This window comes from Pseudomonas sp. H11T01, assembly GCF_048515765.1.
Lineage (GTDB): Bacteria > Pseudomonadota > Gammaproteobacteria > Pseudomonadales > Pseudomonadaceae > Aquipseudomonas.
Genome location: NZ_JBLYED010000034.1, coordinates 1 through 16,705, shown reverse-complemented (window position 1 = coordinate 16,705; position 16,705 = coordinate 1). Strand labels below are relative to the sequence as shown.

Genomic DNA, 16,705 nt, shown 5'->3' with positions numbered 1-16,705 from the left:
CCGCGCAGAGTCTTCAGTTTCAGGCTTTGGCGCGATCCAGCAGGTATTGGGTCAGCAAAGGAACCGGACGGCCAGTGGCGCCCTTGTCCTTGCCGCCGCTGGTCCAGGCAGTCCCGGCGATGTCCAGGTGCGCCCAGTTGTATTGCTTGGTGAAGCGCGACAGGAAGCAGGCGGCGGTGATGGTGCCGGCTTTCGGGCCGCCGATGTTGGCCATGTCGGCGAACGGGCTGTCCAGCTGTTCCTGGTACTCATCGAACAGCGGCAGTTGCCATGCACGGTCATCAGCCTGAACGCCTGCGCTCAGCAGTTGGCCGATCAGCTCGTCGCTGTTGCCCAGCAGGCCGGACGTATGAGCTCCCAGAGCAACCACGCAAGCGCCGGTCAGGGTGGCGATGTCGATGACCGCTTGTGGTTTGAAGCGCTCGGCATAGGTCAGGGCGTCGCACAGCACCAGACGGCCTTCGGCGTCGGTGTTGAGGATTTCCACGGTCTGGCCGCTCATGGTGGTGACGATGTCACCCGGCCGGGCTGCGCCGCCGCTCGGCATGTTCTCGGCGCAGGCCAGGATGCACACCAGATTGATGGGCAGCTTGAGTTCGAGCACGGCATGCAGGGTGCCGAACACGCTGGCCGAGCCGCCCATGTCGTACTTCATCTCGTCCATGCCGGCGCCAGGCTTGAGGCTGATGCCGCCGGTGTCGAAAGTGATGCCTTTGCCGACCAGTACGAACGGCTTCTCGGATTTCTTGCCGCCCTGGTAGTTCATGACGATCAGGCGAGGCGGTTGATCGCTGCCCTGGCCTACGGCGTAGAACGCGCCCATGCCCAATTCTTTGATTTTCTTCTCGTCGAGAATCTCGACTTTCAGGCCTTTGTGCGCCTTGCCGAGGTTTTTCGCCTGTTCGGCGAGGAAGCTCGGGTGGCAGATGTTCGGCGGCAGGTTGCCCAGGTCGCGGGTGAACGCCATGCCGGTGGCGATGGCCTGCGCGTGAGTCACGGCGCGTTCGACTTCGGCTTGTGCAGCCTTGATGGTCAGCAGGGTGATTTTTTTCAGGGCGCGCGGTTCGGCTTTCTGGCTCTTGAACTGGTCGAAGAAGTATTCGCCGTCCACCAGGGTTTCGGCCAGAAGGCGCGTCTTGCCATAGCTGTCACGGCCTTTGACGACCACTTCGTCCAGGGCCAGTACCGCATCGCTGCCGCCCAGACCTTTTAGGGTATTGAGCACGCCACTGATGATTTTGCGGAACGGGCGATCGCCCAGTTCTGCGTCGTTACCGATGCCGACCAGCAGCACGCGTTCGGCTTTGAGATTCGGCAGGCTATGCAGCAGCAGACTTTGGCCTACTTTACCGGCCAGGTCGCCGCGCTTGAGGACTGCGCTGATGGCGCCGCCGCTGAGTTCGTCGAGTTGTTTGGCAACGGTGCCGAGCTTGCGGCCTTCGCCGATGGCGACCACCAGAGTGGCGGTCTTCAACGTTTCTGGGCTAACGCTTTTTACAACCAGTTCCATGTCCGGGTCCCTGAATAAATGGTCAAAATGCGCATCGCTCAAACGCGTGCGCTTGGCTTCTCTATATAAAGCCTGTTTTATAAAAAGAAAGGCGCCGGTAGGTGCCAGCGACAAAGCCGCCAGTTTGAACCTCGCCGCCCGAGGCTGACAACCCTCCCATGAACGAACATTCGCCGCTTTACGCGCTAGCTTGAGCATGCGCAGTGACAGGCGGGTTCAATCACAGGATAATGCGCCATCTTTTTCGGCGGCTCAGCTCCACGAGCCGGCTCGATACGTTTGCTTGTTTGGCCGCCTGAGCCTGACAACCCTGGAGTGTCTGGTTTGATCGTCTTCCGTTATCTGTCCCGAGAAGTGCTGTTGACCCTGAGCGCCGTCAGCGGTGTGCTGTTGGTCATCATCATGAGCGGACGTTTCATCAAGTTCCTGGCTCAGGCAGCTTCCGGCGCCCTGGACCCGGGTTCGCTGTTCCTGATCATGGGGTTTCGTCTGCCTGGTTTCCTGCAACTGATTCTGCCTTTGGGGCTGTTCCTCGGAATCCTGCTGGCTTACGGTCGCCTCTACCTTGAAAGCGAAATGACCGTGCTCTCGGCTACCGGCATGAGCCAGCAGCGTTTGCTGGTCATGACCCTGTTTCCGGCGACGCTGGTCGCGCTGGTGGTGGCATGGCTGAGTCTGAGCCTGGCGCCGCAAGGTGCGAACCAGTTCCAGTTGCTGCTCAACAAGCAGGATGCAATGACCGAGTTCGACACCCTGGTGCCGGGTCGCTTTCAAGCCTTGCGTGATGGCACGCGAGTGACTTACACAGAGCAACTGTCTGATGATCGTGCCAATCTGGGCGGCGTATTCATCTCGGAAAAACGTATTTCCGCTGACAAAAGCAAGGATCGCGGCATTTCCGTGCTGGTGGCGGAAAAGGGTCGTCAGGAAATCAAGGCAGACGGTAATCGTTACCTGATCCTCGACAACGGCTATCGCTACGATGGTAATCCGGGGCAGGCCGACTACCGTGCCATCAAGTACGACACCTATGGTGTGCTACTGCCCAAGCCGGATGTCAGTGACGAAGTGACCGATCGCGATGCGATACCGACCAAAAATCTGTTGGGCAAGGACGACATGCGTTCTCGCACCGAGTTGCAATGGCGACTTTCCTTGCCGCTGCTGGTGTTCATCGTGACCTTGATGGCGGTGCCGTTGTCTCGGGTCAACCCACGCCAGGGTCGTTTCCTCAAGTTGCTTCCGGCGGTTCTTCTTTATATGGCTTATCTGACCATCCTGATTGCCGCTCGTGGCGCTCTGGAAAAAGGCAAGATCCCGCCGGCACTGGGCTTGTGGTGGGTTCACGCACTCTTCCTGGTCATTGGTCTGGGGTTGCTGTACTGGGAGGCGTTGCGCTTGAAAATGGCGAGTCGCCGCAGTGTGCTGGAGATGGCCCGTGGATAAGCTGGATCGCTACATCGGTAGCAGTGTGTTCACGGCCATTGTGGGGGTGTTGGGGGTTATTCTCGGTCTGGCGTCATTGTTTGCCTTCATCGACGAGATGAGCGACGTCAGCGATACCTATACGCTGGTCGACGTCTTGAGCTTCGTGTTGCTGACCGCCCCGCGTCGTGTCTATGACATGTTGCCAATGGCGGCCTTGATTGGCTGTCTCATTGGGCTAGGCAACCTGGCCAGTGCCAGCGAACTGACCATCATGCGCGCCGCTGGCGTGTCCATCGGTCGTATCGTCTGGGCGGTGATGAAACCGATGCTGGTACTGATGCTGGTGGGCGTACTGGTCGGCGAGTACGTCGCGCCGACCACGGAAAATATCGCGCAGGCCAATCGTTCCCTGGCTCAAGGCAGCGGTGACGCGCAAAGTGCCAAGCATGGTTTGTGGCACCGTCAGGGTGATGAATTCATTCACGTCAACTCCGTACAACCCGATGGTGTGCTGTACGGCGTGACCCGTTATCGCTTCGACGATCAGCGCCATATGCTCACTTCGAGTTTTGCCAAACGTGCGGAATTCGATAAGGATCATTGGCAGTTAAGCGATGTGTCCACCACGCTGTTCCATGATGGCAGCACGGAGGTCGTGACGCTTCCTGTGGAGCGTTGGGAGGTGGCTTTGAGTCCGCAGCTGCTCAATACGGTGGTCATGGAGCCAGAAGCGCTGTCCATCAGCGGGTTGTGGAACTACATCCATTATCTGGCTGATCAGGGTTTGAACAACGGCCGTTACTGGCTGGCATTTTGGGTCAAGGCGCTGCAACCCTTGGTGACTGCTGCGCTGGTGCTGATCGCTATTTCGTTCATTTTCGGTCCGTTGCGATCGGTGACTCTCGGTCAGCGGGTATTTACCGGTGTACTGGTGGGCTTCACCTTCCGGATTGTCCAGGATTTGCTGGGGCCTTCGAGCCTGGTGTTCGGTTTCTCGCCGTTGTTTGCGGTGTTGGTGCCGGCAGGTATCTGTGCGCTGACCGGGATCTGGTTGTTGCGACGAGCCGGCTGATAGCGGTTTTACCCCGCGCTGGCTGGATAAAAAACGCCCCTGTCGAAAGATCGGGGCGTTTTGCGTTCACGGGTGGTGACAGGTGAACGTGACGCTTGCGCCGTGTATCAGGTACAATTCCCGGCTATTTTTCGGCGGGCTATGCCTGCAGCCTTTTTGAGTGTTGATCCGTGAGTGATTTGAGTCATATCCGCAATTTCTCCATCATCGCCCACATTGACCATGGCAAGTCGACTCTGGCCGATCGCTTCATCCAGATGTGCGGCGGCCTGGCCGAGCGCGAAATGGAAGCCCAGGTTCTGGACTCCATGGACCTGGAGCGTGAACGCGGGATCACCATCAAGGCCCATAGCGTCACCCTCTATTACACCGCACGCGACGGTATCAAGTACCAGCTGAACTTCATTGACACCCCGGGCCACGTCGACTTCACCTATGAAGTCAGCCGGTCGCTGGCGGCGTGTGAAGGTGCGTTGCTGGTGGTCGATGCCGGCCAGGGCGTAGAAGCCCAGTCGGTCGCCAACTGCTACACCGCGATCGAGCAGGGCCTTGAAGTCATGCCGGTGTTGAACAAGATCGACCTGCCGCAGGCCGATCCAGACCGGGTGAAGGACGAAATCGAGAAAATCATCGGCATCGACGCTACCGATGCCGTCGAGTGCAGTGCCAAGACCGGTCTGGGCGTCGACGAAGTGCTTGAGCGTCTGGTTCGCACCATTCCTGCGCCGACCGGTAACATCGAAGATCCGCTGCAAGCGTTGATCATCGACTCCTGGTTCGACAACTACCTGGGCGTTGTTTCCCTGGTACGCGTGCGCCACGGCTGTGTGAAGAAGGGCGACAAGATCCTGGTCAAGTCCACCGGCAAGATCCACCTGGTGGACAGCGTCGGTGTATTCAACCCGAAACATACCGCTACCGTTGACCTGAAAGCCGGTGAAGTGGGCTTCATTATCGCGGGTATCAAGGACATTCATGGGGCGCCTGTAGGTGACACCCTGACCTTGAGTTCGACCCCTGACGTCGACGTGCTGCCAGGCTTCAAACGCATTCAGCCGCAGGTGTATGCCGGTCTGTTCCCGGTCAGCTCCGACGACTTCGAAGACTTCCGCGAAGCCCTGCAAAAGCTCACACTGAACGACTCTTCCTTGCAGTACACGCCGGAAAGCTCCGACGCGCTGGGCTTCGGCTTCCGTTGCGGGTTCCTCGGCATGCTGCACATGGAAATCATCCAGGAGCGCCTGGAGCGCGAGTACGACCTGGACCTGATTACCACAGCGCCGACGGTGATTTTCGAGCTGTTGCTCAAGAACGGCGAAACGATCTACGTCGATAACCCGTCCAAGCTACCAGACCTGTCGGCCATCGAAGACATGCGCGAGCCAATCGTGCGCGCCAATATTCTTGTGCCGCAAGAGCACCTGGGCAACGTCATTACCCTGTGTATCGAAAAGCGTGGCGTGCAGCACGACATGTTGTTCCTCGGTACTCAGGTCCAGGTGACCTACGACTTGCCGATGAACGAAGTGGTCCTCGACTTCTTTGACCGTCTGAAGTCCACCAGTCGCGGCTATGCTTCGCTGGATTATCATTTCGATCGTTATCAATCAGCTAATCTGGTGAAGCTGGATGTGTTGATCAACGGTGACAAAGTCGACGCCCTGGCGCTGATCGTGCACAAAGACAATGCGCACTACAAAGGTCGCCAGTTGACCGAGAAGATGAAAGAACTGATTCCGCGTCAGATGTTCGACGTCGCAATCCAGGCCGCCATTGGCGGACAGATTATTGCGCGGACCTCCGTCAAGGCTCTCAGAAAGAACGTACTGGCCAAATGCTACGGTGGTGACGTTAGCCGTAAGCGCAAGCTGTTGGAAAAGCAAAAGGCCGGTAAAAAACGCATGAAGCAAGTGGGTAACGTGGAAATTCCACAAGAAGCCTTCCTTGCTGTGCTCAGGTTGGATAGTTAGGTCCTATGTCACTAAATTTCCCGCTGTTGCTGGTCATCGCTGTCGCCGTCTGCGGTCTGTTGGCGTTGCTCGATCTGCTCTTCCTGGCGCCACGCCGGCGTGCAGCCATCGCCACTTATCAGGGCAGCGTCAGCCAGCCTGATGTGGTCGTGGTCGAGAAGCTGAACAAAGAGCCGCTGCTGGTTGAATACGGCAAGTCGTTCTTTCCGGTGTTGTTCATTGTGCTGGTGCTGCGTTCGTTCCTGGTGGAACCGTTCCAGATTCCATCGGGCTCGATGAAACCGACCCTGGATGTCGGCGACTTCATTCTGGTGAGCAAGTTTTCTTACGGGATCCGCTTGCCGGTGATCGACAAGAAAGTCATCGAAGTCGGTGAGCCGCAGCGCGGAGATGTGATGGTGTTCCGCTACCCAAGCGATCCGAACGTCAACTACATCAAGCGTGTGGTTGGTCTTCCGGGTGACGTGATTCGCTACACCGCCGACAAGCATCTGTTCGTTAATGGCCAACCGATCGCCGAACAATTGGTGGGCTCCGAGCCGGGCACGCTGGGCAGTGCAGAACTCTATAAGGAAAAACTCGGCGCTGCCGAGCACCTGATCCGCAAAGAGATGAGTCGCTACCGTGCGACACCAGACCATCAGTGGACCGTACCCGCCGGGCATTACTTCATGATGGGCGACAACCGCGACAACTCGAACGATAGTCGCTATTGGGATGACCCAAGTATTCCCAAGGATCTGCTAGGCATGGTTCCCGACCAGAATATTGTCGGCAAGGCTTTCGCGGTCTGGATGAGCTGGCCCGAACCAAAACTCAGTCACCTGCCGAATTTTTCGCGGGTTGGCCTGATCAAGTAATCACACACGGCGCTGTTGAACACAGCGCCGAATGCTTTTCTGGGTCTTGTAGAACGCTTCACGGCGGTGGGTTTCACCGCCGTCAGTGATCTTTACAAGGATGTCGCCCGAAGCATGCAGTCAACGATATTCAGGATGTGGATTTGAACACAGCGTTAATTGTCGAGGGCCACCGGTGCCTCGCACCTATGATGGTGATAGTCGACCACGAATTCAGTGTGGGTAAACCGTGAGCGTCTCTTTAAGCCGTCTCGAGCATCAGCTCGGCTATACCTTCAAGGATCAGGAACTGATGGTCCTGGCCCTGACTCACCGTAGTTTTGCCGGGCGCAACAATGAACGCCTGGAATTCCTCGGTGATGCCATTCTCAACTTCGTCGCCGGTGAAGCGCTGTTTGACCGCTTCCCGCTTGCCCGCGAAGGCCAATTGTCGCGTTTGCGCGCACGGTTGGTGAAAGGCGAAACCCTGGCCGTATTGGCCCGTGGTTTCGATCTGGGCGAGTACCTGCGCCTGGGTTCCGGTGAGTTGAAGAGTGGCGGATTCCGCCGCGAGTCAATCCTCGCTGATGCGCTGGAAGCGCTGATTGGTGCCATCTACCTGGATGCAGGCATGGATATGGCGCGCGAACGCGTGCTGGCCTGGCTGACATCGGAGTTTGAAGGCCTGACGCTGGTCGACACCAACAAAGATCCAAAGACCCGACTGCAAGAGTTCCTGCAGTCGCGTGCCTGTGACCTGCCGCGTTACGAAGTGGTGGATATCCAGGGTGAGCCGCATTGCCGGACGTTCTTCGTCGAATGCGAAATCACCTTATTGAATGAAAAAAGCCGAGGTCAGGGTGTGAGTCGTCGTATTGCCGAACAGGTAGCGGCCGCCGCAGCACTGATTGCCCTAGGCGTGGAGAATGGCCATGACTGATTCAACTGTAACTCGCTGTGGCTATGTCGCCATTGTCGGCCGCCCCAACGTGGGCAAATCCACGCTGCTGAACCATATTCTCGGGCAAAAGCTGGCGATCACTTCGCGCAAGCCGCAGACCACTCGCCACAATATGCTCGGAATCAAGACTGAAGGCGCCATTCAGGCGGTCTACGTCGACACCCCTGGCATGCACAAAGGTGGTGAAAAGGCGCTTAACCGTTACATGAACAAGACCGCTTCGGCGGCGTTGAAAGACGTCGACGTGGTGATCTTCGTGGTCGACCGCACTCGCTGGACCGACGAAGACCAGATGGTGCTCGAGCGTGTTCAGTACGTTCAAGGCCCGGTCATCGTGGCGTTGAACAAGACGGACCGCATCGAAGACAAAGCTGAACTGATGCCGCACCTGAGCTGGTTGCAAGAACAGCTGCCAAACGCGCAGATCATGCCTATCTCGGCGCAGCACGGTCACAACCTCGAAGCTCTGGAGCGTGTGATCGCCGACCACCTGCCGGAAAACGATCACTTCTTCCCGGAAGACCAGATCACTGACCGGAGCAGCCGTTTCCTCGCCGCGGAACTGGTGCGCGAGAAAATCATGCGTCAGATGGGCGCTGAATTGCCGTACCAGATCACCGTGGAAATCGAAGAGTTCAAGCAGCAGGGTAAAACCCTGCATATCCACGCCTTGATCCTCGTCGAGCGCGATGGCCAGAAGAAAATCATCATTGGTGAGAAGGGCGAGCGGATCAAGCGCATCGGCACCGAGGCGCGCAAGGATATGGAGCTGCTGTTCGACTCTAAAATCATGCTCAACCTGTGGGTCAAGGTCAAAGGCGGTTGGTCCGACGACGAACGCGCCCTGCGTTCGCTGGGCTACGGCGACCTGTAAATCGTCTGGCAGCACATTGATCCATTGTGGGAGCGAGCCTGCTCGCGAAGAGGATGTAACATTCAGCATTGATGTTGACTGTCACACCGCTTTCGCGAACAGGCTCGCTCCCACATTGGTTTTGGGTTGTTTGTAGAACTGCGCTCCTTCATTGAGATCTGCGACTTCCATGTCCCCAACCCAACCCATCGGCCAACCCGCTTACGTACTGCACAGCCGGGCGTACCGCGAAAACAGCGCGCTGGTGGACTTCCTCACGCCCCAAGGGCGGCTGCGGGCGGTGTTGCGTAGCGCGCGGGGCAAAGCCGGGACTCTGGCTCGACCCTTCGTGTCACTGGAAGTTGAGTTTCGTGGTCGCGGTGAGTTGAAAAACGTCGGACGGATGGAAAGCGCCGGTGTTTCAAATTGGCTCAATGGTGAGGCGCTGTTCAGCGGTCTCTACCTGAACGAATTACTGATTCGCCTGTTACCTGCTGAAGATCCCCACCCGGCCGTTTTCGATCACTACGCCGCTACCTTGCTCGCCTTAGCCGAAGGCCGCCCGCTTGAGCCATTGCTGCGGGCGTTCGAATGGCGCCTGCTGGATGATCTCGGTTACGGCTTTGCACTGGACACCGACATTCATGGTGACCCCATCGCGGCGGACGGCCTGTATCGCTTGCAGGTCGATGCGGGGCTTGAGCGGGTCTACTTGCTGCAGCCAGGCTTATTCAACGGCATCGAGCTGCTGGCCATGGCGCAAGCTGACTGGACTGCCCCAGGAGCGCTCGCCGCCGCCAAGCGTCTAATGCGCCAAGCGTTGGCCGTGCACCTGGGTGGTAGGCCATTGGTCAGTCGCGAGTTGTTTCGCAAGCCGTAGTCTCCCCGTATGCTGTGCGCCGAATCTTCATCTATTCAGGAGCGCTTCCGTGACCACCAGCAATCGCATTCTTCTTGGCGTGAACATTGACCACGTTGCCACTCTGCGCCAGGCCCGGGGCACTCGTTATCCCGATCCGGTCAAGGCGGCGCTGGATGCGGAGGAGGCGGGCGCTGACGGGATTACCGTGCATTTGCGTGAAGACCGCCGACACATCCAGGAGCGTGACGTACTGCTGCTCAAGGATGTGCTGCAAACCCGCATGAACTTCGAAATGGGCGTCACCGAAGAGATGATGGCCTTTGCCGAGCGCATCCGCCCGGCGCATATCTGCCTGGTCCCGGAAACCCGTCAGGAGCTGACCACCGAAGGCGGTCTTGATGTAGCGGGGCAGGAAGCGCGGATTAAGGCTGCGGTAGAGCGCCTGGCCAAAATTGGCTGTGAGGTCTCACTGTTTATCGATGCCGATGAGCGGCAGATCGAGGCGTCCAGGCGGATCGGCGCACCGGCGATTGAGTTGCACACCGGCCGTTACGCCGATGCGCAGACACCGACTGAAGTCGCAGAAGAGTTGCAGCGAGTGGCGGATGGTGTGGCTTTCGGTCTGAACCAAGGCCTGATCGTCAACGCCGGTCACGGTCTGCATTACCACAACGTCGAAGCGGTCGCGGCGATCAAAGGCATCAACGAACTGAACATCGGCCACGCGCTGGTGGCCCATGCGCTGTTCGTTGGATTCAAGTCGGCGGTGGCGGAGATGAAGGCGTTGATTCTGGCGGCTGCCAAGGCCTGAGAATCAACACAGATCCAGTGTGGGAGCGGGCTTGCTCGCGATAGCATCACCGCGGTTATTCAGACAAACCGCGCTGCTTGCATCGCGAGCAAGCCCGCTCCCACATTTGATCTCGGCTAGCCAGATTAAAGCGGCGGTGTTTCTTCAGTCGGCTTGGTCTTGTCCACGCCCGGCACATGCAGATTGCCTTCGGCCACCTGATTGCCTTCGAGCTGCGGCTGTGTGACCCAGGTCAGGATGTCGTAGTAACGACGGATGTTGGCGACAAAATGTACTGGCTCACCGCCACGGGCATAGCCATAGCGGGTCTTGCTGTACCACTGTTTCTGCGCCAGACGCGGCAGCATCTTCTTCACATCGAGCCATTTGTTCGGATTAAGGCCTTCTTTCTCGGCCAGTTTTCGCGCGTCATCGAGATGGCCGCTACCGACGTTGTAGGCCGCCAACGCAAACCAGGTGCGATCCGGCTCTTCGATCTTCTCGTCCAACTGGTCCTTCATATACACCAGGTACTTGGCCCCGCCACTGATGCTTTGTTTGGCGTCCAGGCGGTTGGACACGCCCATGGCCTGGGCGGTGTTTTGAGTCAGCATCATCAAGCCGCGAACGCCGGTTTTGGAGGTGACTGCCGGTTGCCACAACGACTCTTGATAACCAATGGCGGCGAGCAGTCGCCAGTCGACTTTTTCGTCCTTGGCCGATGCCTTGAAGTGCTTCTCGTACTTGGGCAGGCGTTGCTGCAAATGCTGGGCGAAGGTATAGGCGCCGACATAGCCGAGCACGTCCACATGCCCGTAATAGCGGTCTTTCAGACGTTGCAAGGTGCCATTTGTCTGCACCTTGTCGAGAAATGAATTGATCTCGTTCAGCAGGCTGTTGTCGTCGCCAGCAGCCACGGCCCAGCTCTGGTTGCTGGCATCACCCAGATCGAAGGCGACCCGCACATTGGGGAAGTAGACCTGGTTCATCGCCACTTCGTTGGAGTCGACCAGTGTCAGATCAATCTGGCCTTCATCGACCATGCGCAGCAGATCGACGACTTCAACGGCGTCGGATTCTTCGTATGTGATACCCGGATATTTCAGCTTCAGGGCCGCCAGCTGCTCGGCGTGGGTGCTGCCCTTGAGCACCATGATGTGCTTGCCCACCAGGTCGGCCGCGTTGGTCGGGCGTGACTGGCCGTTGCGGTAGATGATCTGCGGAGTCACTTCCAGGTACGTGTGGGAGAACCTGACTTGTTTCTTGCGTTTCTCGCTGCTGACCAGGCCGGCAGCCGCCAGCACCGGGCCGTTGGGTTTGCCTACCTGACTGAAAAGATCGTCGAGGTTGTCAGCGGTTTCGATTTTCAGCTTGACGCCCAGATCCTCGGCGAAACGTTTCACCAGCTCGTATTCGAAGCCGGTTTCGCCGTTGCGATCCTGAAAGTAGGTGGCGGGGCTGTTACGGGTGACCACCCGCAGTACGCCGTCCTCCTTTACGCGCTCCAGTGTGCTGGGTTTATCAACACAGGCACTGAGCATCAGGAAGAGTCCGGTTGCGATGAGCCATTTAGCACAGCGCGGACGGAAAGCCGTTTGGGAAAACATCTGCGCAGTATACGCAAAGGACCGCGACCGCCATATCTCGACAGCGAAGGGCATGTCTGCTAGTGATTGAAAAACCCGGCTGAAAGCGTCAAGAACAGGCTCTGTGGCACTCATGTGACGGTTAAAATAACCCGTCACATTAGCCTTGATGTCCATGGGTTACAGGCGTTGGACCACGGTCCGACGTTCGGCCAAAGCCTGGCGTGCCGTTTCGGGTGCCGTCGCGGGCGGTTTAGGCTAGAATGCACGGCCTCAAAGCACACCCCTTCCCGAGGCTGTCCCGAAGATGTTGATCCTGCGCGGCGCTCCTGCCCTTTCTGCCTTTCGCCACAGCAAACTTCTTGAGCAACTGAGCCGATGCGTTCCGGCTGTCAGTGGCTTGTATGCTGAATTCGCTCACTTCGCCGAAGTCACCGGCGTCCTGACCGGCGACGAACAGCAGGTGCTTGCGCGCCTTCTGAAGTACGGCCCAAGCGTGCCAGTACAAGAGCCGACCGGCCGACTGTTTCTGGTGTTGCCGCGGTTCGGCACCATCTCTCCATGGTCGAGCAAGGCCAGCGATATCGCTCGTAACTGCGGCCTGGCGAAAATCCAGCGTCTGGAGCGCGGTATTGCCTTCTATGTAGCGGGTGAGTTCAGCGATGCTGAAGCCGCGCTGATCAGCAGCTGCCTGCACGACCGCATGACTCAGCTGGTGCTGGGCAACCTGGAACAAGCCGCCGGCCTGTTCAGCCATGCCGAACCCAAGCCACTGACGGCCATCGACGTTCTGGGTGGCGGTCGCGCTGCACTGGAAAAAGCCAACAGCGAGTTGGGCCTGGCCTTGGCCGAAGACGAAATCGACTACCTGGTGGACGCATTCGTTGGTCTGGGGCGCAACCCCCACGACATCGAACTGATGATGTTCGCCCAGGCGAACTCCGAGCACTGCCGTCACAAGATCTTCAACGCCAGTTGGGACATCGACGGCGAAAGCCAGGAAAAAAGCCTGTTCGGCATGATCAAGAACACTTACGTGATGCACAGCGAAGGCGTTCTGTCGGCTTACAAGGACAACGCTTCGGTGATCGTCGGTAACGTGGCCGGCCGTTTCTTCCCGGACCCTGAAACCCGCCAGTACGGTGCGGTGCAGGAGCCGGTACACATCCTGATGAAAGTCGAAACTCACAACCACCCGACCGCGATTGCTCCGTTCCCCGGCGCATCCACCGGTTCCGGTGGCGAGATCCGTGACGAAGGCGCCACCGGTCGCGGCGCCAAGCCGAAGGCTGGCCTGACCGGTTTCACCGTGTCCAACCTGCAAATCCCGGGCTTCGAACAGCCGTGGGAAGTGCCATACGGTAAACCCGAGCGCATCGTTACCGCGCTGGACATCATGATCGAAGGCCCATTGGGCGGCGCCGCATTCAACAACGAATTCGGCCGTCCGGCGCTGACCGGTTATTTCCGTACCTTCGAACAATCCATCACCACTCCGCGTGGCGATGAAGTGCGCGGTTACCACAAGCCGATCATGTTGGCCGGCGGCATGGGCAACATCCGTGAAGAACACGTACAGAAAGGCGAAATCCTCGTTGGCTCCAAGCTGATCGTGCTCGGCGGCCCGGCGATGCTCATCGGTCTGGGCGGCGGCGCGGCGTCCTCCATGGCCACCGGCACTAGCTCGGCGGACCTGGACTTCGCTTCGGTACAACGTGAAAACCCGGAAATGGAACGCCGCTGCCAGGAAGTCATCGACCGTTGCTGGCAGTTGGGTGAACACAACCCGATCAGCTTTATCCACGATGTGGGTGCGGGCGGTCTGTCCAACGCCTTCCCGGAACTGGTCAACGACGGCGACCGCGGTGGCCGTTTCGAACTGCGCAACATTCCAAACGACGAGCCGGGCATGGCCCCGCACGAAATCTGGAGTAACGAATCCCAGGAGCGCTACGTTCTGGCCGTCGGCCCGGCCGACTTCGAACGCTTCAAGGCGATCTGCGAACGCGAGCGTTGCCCGTTCGCCGTCGTCGGCGAAGCCACTGCCGAGCCGCAACTGACGGTCACCGACAGCCACTTCGGCAACAGCCCGGTCGACATGCCACTCGAAGTGCTGCTGGGCAAAGCCCCGCGCATGCACCGTTCGGCCGTTCGCGAAAGCGAGTTGGGCGATGACTTCGATCCAAGCACCCTGGAAATTGCTGAATGCGTCGAGCGCGTTCTGCATCACCCGGCCGTGGCCAGCAAAAGCTTCCTGATTACCATCGGTGACCGGACCATTACCGGTCTCGTCGCTCGTGATCAGATGGTCGGCCCGTGGCAGGTTCCAGTGGCTGACGTTGCCGTCACCGCCACCAGTTTCGACGTCTACACCGGCGAAGCCATGGCCATGGGCGAGCGTACTCCGCTGGCACTGCTGGACGCTCCGGCCTCCGGTCGTATGGCCATCGGCGAAACCCTGACCAACATCGCTGCTTCGCGCATCGGGAAAATTTCCGACATCAAACTGTCGGCCAACTGGATGTCCGCTGCCGGTCACCCAGGCGAAGACGCCCGTTTGTACGACACGGTCAAAGCCGTGGGTATGGAGCTGTGCCCTGAGCTGGGCATCACCATCCCGGTCGGTAAAGACTCGATGTCGATGGCCACCCGCTGGAGCGAAGAGGGCGTTGATAAGAGCGTGACCTCGCCGCTGTCGTTGATCGTGACCGGTTTCGCGCCAGTGACTGACATCCGTCAGACCCTGACACCGCAACTGCGCATGGACAAAGGCACCACCGACCTGATCCTGATCGACCTGGGCCGTGGCCAGAACCGCATGGGAGCATCGATTCTCGCGCAGGTTCACGGCAAGCTCGGTAAACAGGCACCGGACGTCGATGATCCGGAAGATCTGAAAGCTTTCTTCGCAGTGATCCAGGGCCTCAACGCCGACGGTCATCTGCTGGCTTACCACGACCGTTCCGATGGTGGTCTGTTGACCAGCACCGTGGAAATGGCCTTCGCCGGCCATTGCGGTCTGAGCCTGAACCTTGACGGTCTGGCGGAAACCTCGGCTGATATCGCGGCGATTCTGTTCAACGAAGAGCTGGGTGCTGTGATCCAGGTTCGCCAGGACTCCACGCCGGACATCCTCGCGCAGTTCAGCGCTGCCGGTCTGGGCGACTGCGTCTCGGTCATCGGTCAGCCGCTCAACAACGGCGAAATCAGCATCAGCTTCAATGGCGAGACCGTGTTCAATGGTCAGCGTCGTTTGCTGCAACGTCAGTGGGCTGAAACCAGCTACCAGATCCAGCGTCTGCGCGACAACGTGGAGTGCGCCGAGCAAGAGTTCGACGTACTGTTGGAAGAAGACAATCCGGGCCTGAGCGTCAAACTCAGCTTCGATGTGAACCAGGACATCGCGGCGCCCTACATCAAGAAAGGCATTCGTCCTCAGGTGGCGGTACTGCGTGAGCAGGGCGTCAACGGTCAGGTGGAAATGGCGGCGGCGTTCGACCGTGCCGGCTTCAACGCGATCGACGTGCACATGAGTGACATCCTCGCCGGTCGTGTCGACCTGAACGAGTTCAAAGGTCTGGTGGCCTGCGGTGGATTCTCCTACGGCGACGTTCTCGGTGCCGGCGAAGGCTGGGCCAAGTCGGCCCTGTTCAACAGCCGCGCACGGGACGCCTTCCAGGGCTTCTTCGAGCGTAACGACAGCTTCACCCTCGGTGTGTGCAATGGTTGCCAGATGATGTCCAACCTGCACGAACTGATCCCGGGCAGCGAGTTCTGGCCGCACTTCGTGCGTAACCGTTCCGAGCAGTTCGAAGCCCGCGTGGCGATGGTTCAGGTGCAGGAGTCGAACTCGATCTTCCTGCAAGGCATGGCCGGTTCGCGTATGCCGATCGCCATCGCCCACGGCGAAGGCCATGCCGAATTCGCAAGCGAAGAGGCACTGCTCGAAGCCGACCTGTCCGGTTGTGTAGCGATGCGTTTCGTCGACAACCACGGCAAGGTCACTGAAAAATACCCGGCCAACCCGAACGGCTCGCCGCGCGGGATCACCGGGCTGACCAGCCGCGACGGTCGCGTGACCATCATGATGCCGCACCCTGAGCGGGTGTTCCGTGCCGTGCAGAACTCCTGGCGCTCGGAAGACTGGAACGAAGACGCGCCATGGATGCGCATGTTCCGTAATGCTCGGGTGTGGGTGAACTAAGGTCGAGTCATGTACAAGCTCAGCTTTTTTGTTCCTGCGAGCCATGTTGAGGTGGTTAAAAGCGCTGTATTCGCCGCCGGTGGCGGACGGATCGGTGCTTATGATCAGTGTTCATGGCAGGTGTTGGGCCAAGGCCAGTTTCGTCCGTTGGATGGCAGTCGGCCGTTTCTCGGGCAAACCGGTCGGGTCGAGCAGGTTGAGGAGTGGAAGGTTGAGCTGGTGGTGGCCAATGAGTTGATCCGCGCGGTGGTGATGGCGCTTAAGCAGAGCCATCCCTATGAGACGCCGGCTTATGAAGTGTGGCGGTTGGAAGATTTTTGATCTGATCGGTGCCACATGAAAAACCCGCTGACCTTTACCGGTTCAGCGGGTTTTTTGTTGTGTGGGTGTATGCAGATCTAATGTAGGAGCCGAGCTTGCTCGCGAGGCGGCCTGACAGCCGGCCTGTCTCTTGCTGGTGTACATATCCATTTCTGCGGTAACGGCGACTTATGGTTTCGCCCTTACGGCGCCTCCCTTTGGCAAACGCCGGAGTGCCGGCCCAGCCCAAAGGAAGCAAATGTATGGTCAGCCCATCTTCTGCCACCCAGCAACGATGAACGGTAAATCGAGCTTGCGCTAATGTATCCG

At 58.7% G+C, this 16,705-nt stretch carries 12 protein-coding genes; 10 read left to right on the top strand and 2 right to left on the bottom strand.

Going from position 1 to position 16,705, the window contains the following annotated elements; translation table 11 throughout:
- Positions 1 to 19: 19 nt before the first annotated feature.
- Positions 20 to 1,510 (bottom strand): leucyl aminopeptidase, encoded by a 1,491-nt coding sequence (locus ACN1C3_RS29335; RefSeq protein ID WP_419119209.1) that lies wholly within the window; start codon positions 1,508 to 1,510, stop codon positions 20 to 22.
- A 324-nt stretch (positions 1,511 to 1,834) separates the two neighbouring features.
- Between ACN1C3_RS29335 and lptF the strand changes: the two genes are divergently transcribed.
- From lptF to pdxJ, 8 genes are all read left to right on the top strand, one after another.
- Positions 1,835 to 2,956: an LPS export ABC transporter permease LptF gene (gene lptF, locus ACN1C3_RS29330; RefSeq protein WP_419119208.1), complete on the top strand. Its 1,122-nt coding sequence runs from the start codon at positions 1,835 to 1,837 to the stop codon at positions 2,954 to 2,956.
- Positions 2,949 to 4,010 carry an LPS export ABC transporter permease LptG gene (gene lptG, locus ACN1C3_RS29325; RefSeq protein WP_419119207.1) on the top strand — a complete coding sequence of 354 codons (1,062 nt, stop codon included), beginning with the start codon at positions 2,949 to 2,951 and terminating at the stop codon, positions 4,008 to 4,010. The genes lptF and lptG overlap by 8 nt, the downstream gene beginning before the upstream one ends.
- Positions 4,011 to 4,180: 170 nt before the next feature.
- Positions 4,181 to 5,980, top strand: coding sequence for a translation elongation factor 4 (gene lepA, locus ACN1C3_RS29320; protein ID WP_419119206.1), 1,800 nt, complete (start codon positions 4,181 to 4,183; stop codon positions 5,978 to 5,980).
- 5 nt (positions 5,981 to 5,985) lie between these two features.
- Positions 5,986 to 6,840 carry a signal peptidase I gene (gene lepB / locus ACN1C3_RS29315; RefSeq protein ID WP_419119205.1) on the top strand — a complete coding sequence of 285 codons (855 nt, stop codon included), beginning with the start codon at positions 5,986 to 5,988 and terminating at the stop codon, positions 6,838 to 6,840.
- Between the two features lie 229 nt (positions 6,841 to 7,069).
- Positions 7,070 to 7,759, top strand: a complete 690-nt coding sequence (gene rnc / locus ACN1C3_RS29310; RefSeq protein WP_419119204.1) for a ribonuclease III — start codon at positions 7,070 to 7,072, stop codon at positions 7,757 to 7,759.
- On the top strand, positions 7,752 to 8,654 hold the full coding sequence (era, locus tag ACN1C3_RS29305; RefSeq protein WP_419119203.1) for a GTPase Era: 903 nt from the start codon (positions 7,752 to 7,754) through the stop codon (positions 8,652 to 8,654). The genes rnc and era overlap by 8 nt, the downstream gene beginning before the upstream one ends.
- A gap of 169 nt (positions 8,655 to 8,823) precedes the next feature.
- The gene (gene recO / locus ACN1C3_RS29300) at positions 8,824 to 9,513 is read left to right on the top strand and encodes a DNA repair protein RecO (protein WP_419119202.1); all 690 of its coding nucleotides are present in this window, start codon (positions 8,824 to 8,826) and stop codon (positions 9,511 to 9,513) included.
- Positions 9,514 to 9,562: 49 nt separating this feature from the next.
- On the top strand, positions 9,563 to 10,306 hold the full coding sequence (pdxJ, locus tag ACN1C3_RS29295; RefSeq protein ID WP_419119201.1) for a pyridoxine 5'-phosphate synthase: 744 nt from the start codon (positions 9,563 to 9,565) through the stop codon (positions 10,304 to 10,306).
- Between the two features lie 125 nt (positions 10,307 to 10,431).
- Here the strand turns inward: pdxJ and mltF are convergent, their stop codons facing one another.
- Positions 10,432 to 11,892: a membrane-bound lytic murein transglycosylase MltF gene (mltF, locus tag ACN1C3_RS29290; protein ID WP_419119200.1), complete on the bottom strand. Its 1,461-nt coding sequence runs from the start codon at positions 11,890 to 11,892 to the stop codon at positions 10,432 to 10,434.
- Between the two features lie 286 nt (positions 11,893 to 12,178).
- Between mltF and purL the strand changes: the two genes are divergently transcribed.
- On the top strand, positions 12,179 to 16,075 hold the full coding sequence (gene purL, locus ACN1C3_RS29285; protein WP_419119199.1) for a phosphoribosylformylglycinamidine synthase: 3,897 nt from the start codon (positions 12,179 to 12,181) through the stop codon (positions 16,073 to 16,075).
- Between the two features lie 9 nt (positions 16,076 to 16,084).
- The gene (locus tag ACN1C3_RS29280; RefSeq protein ID WP_419119198.1) at positions 16,085 to 16,396 is read left to right on the top strand and encodes an NGG1p interacting factor NIF3; all 312 of its coding nucleotides are present in this window, start codon (positions 16,085 to 16,087) and stop codon (positions 16,394 to 16,396) included.
- Positions 16,397 to 16,705: the final 309 nt, after the last annotated feature.

What these genes read in the sequence shown, in the direction of transcription:
- ACN1C3_RS29335 (WP_419119209.1), bottom strand. Translation starts at nt 1,510, where the DNA reads ATGGAACTGGTTGTAAAAAGCGTTAGCCCAGAAACGTTGAAGACCGCC.
- lepB (WP_419119205.1), top strand. Translation starts at nt 5,986, where the DNA reads ATGTCACTAAATTTCCCGCTGTTGCTGGTCATCGCTGTCGCCGTCTGC.
- era (WP_419119203.1), top strand. Translation starts at nt 7,752, where the DNA reads ATGACTGATTCAACTGTAACTCGCTGTGGCTATGTCGCCATTGTCGGC.
- recO (WP_419119202.1), top strand. Translation starts at nt 8,824, where the DNA reads ATGTCCCCAACCCAACCCATCGGCCAACCCGCTTACGTACTGCACAGC.
- mltF (WP_419119200.1), bottom strand. Translation starts at nt 11,892, where the DNA reads ATGTTTTCCCAAACGGCTTTCCGTCCGCGCTGTGCTAAATGGCTCATC.
- purL (WP_419119199.1), top strand. Translation starts at nt 12,179, where the DNA reads ATGTTGATCCTGCGCGGCGCTCCTGCCCTTTCTGCCTTTCGCCACAGC.
- ACN1C3_RS29280 (WP_419119198.1), top strand. Translation starts at nt 16,085, where the DNA reads ATGTACAAGCTCAGCTTTTTTGTTCCTGCGAGCCATGTTGAGGTGGTT.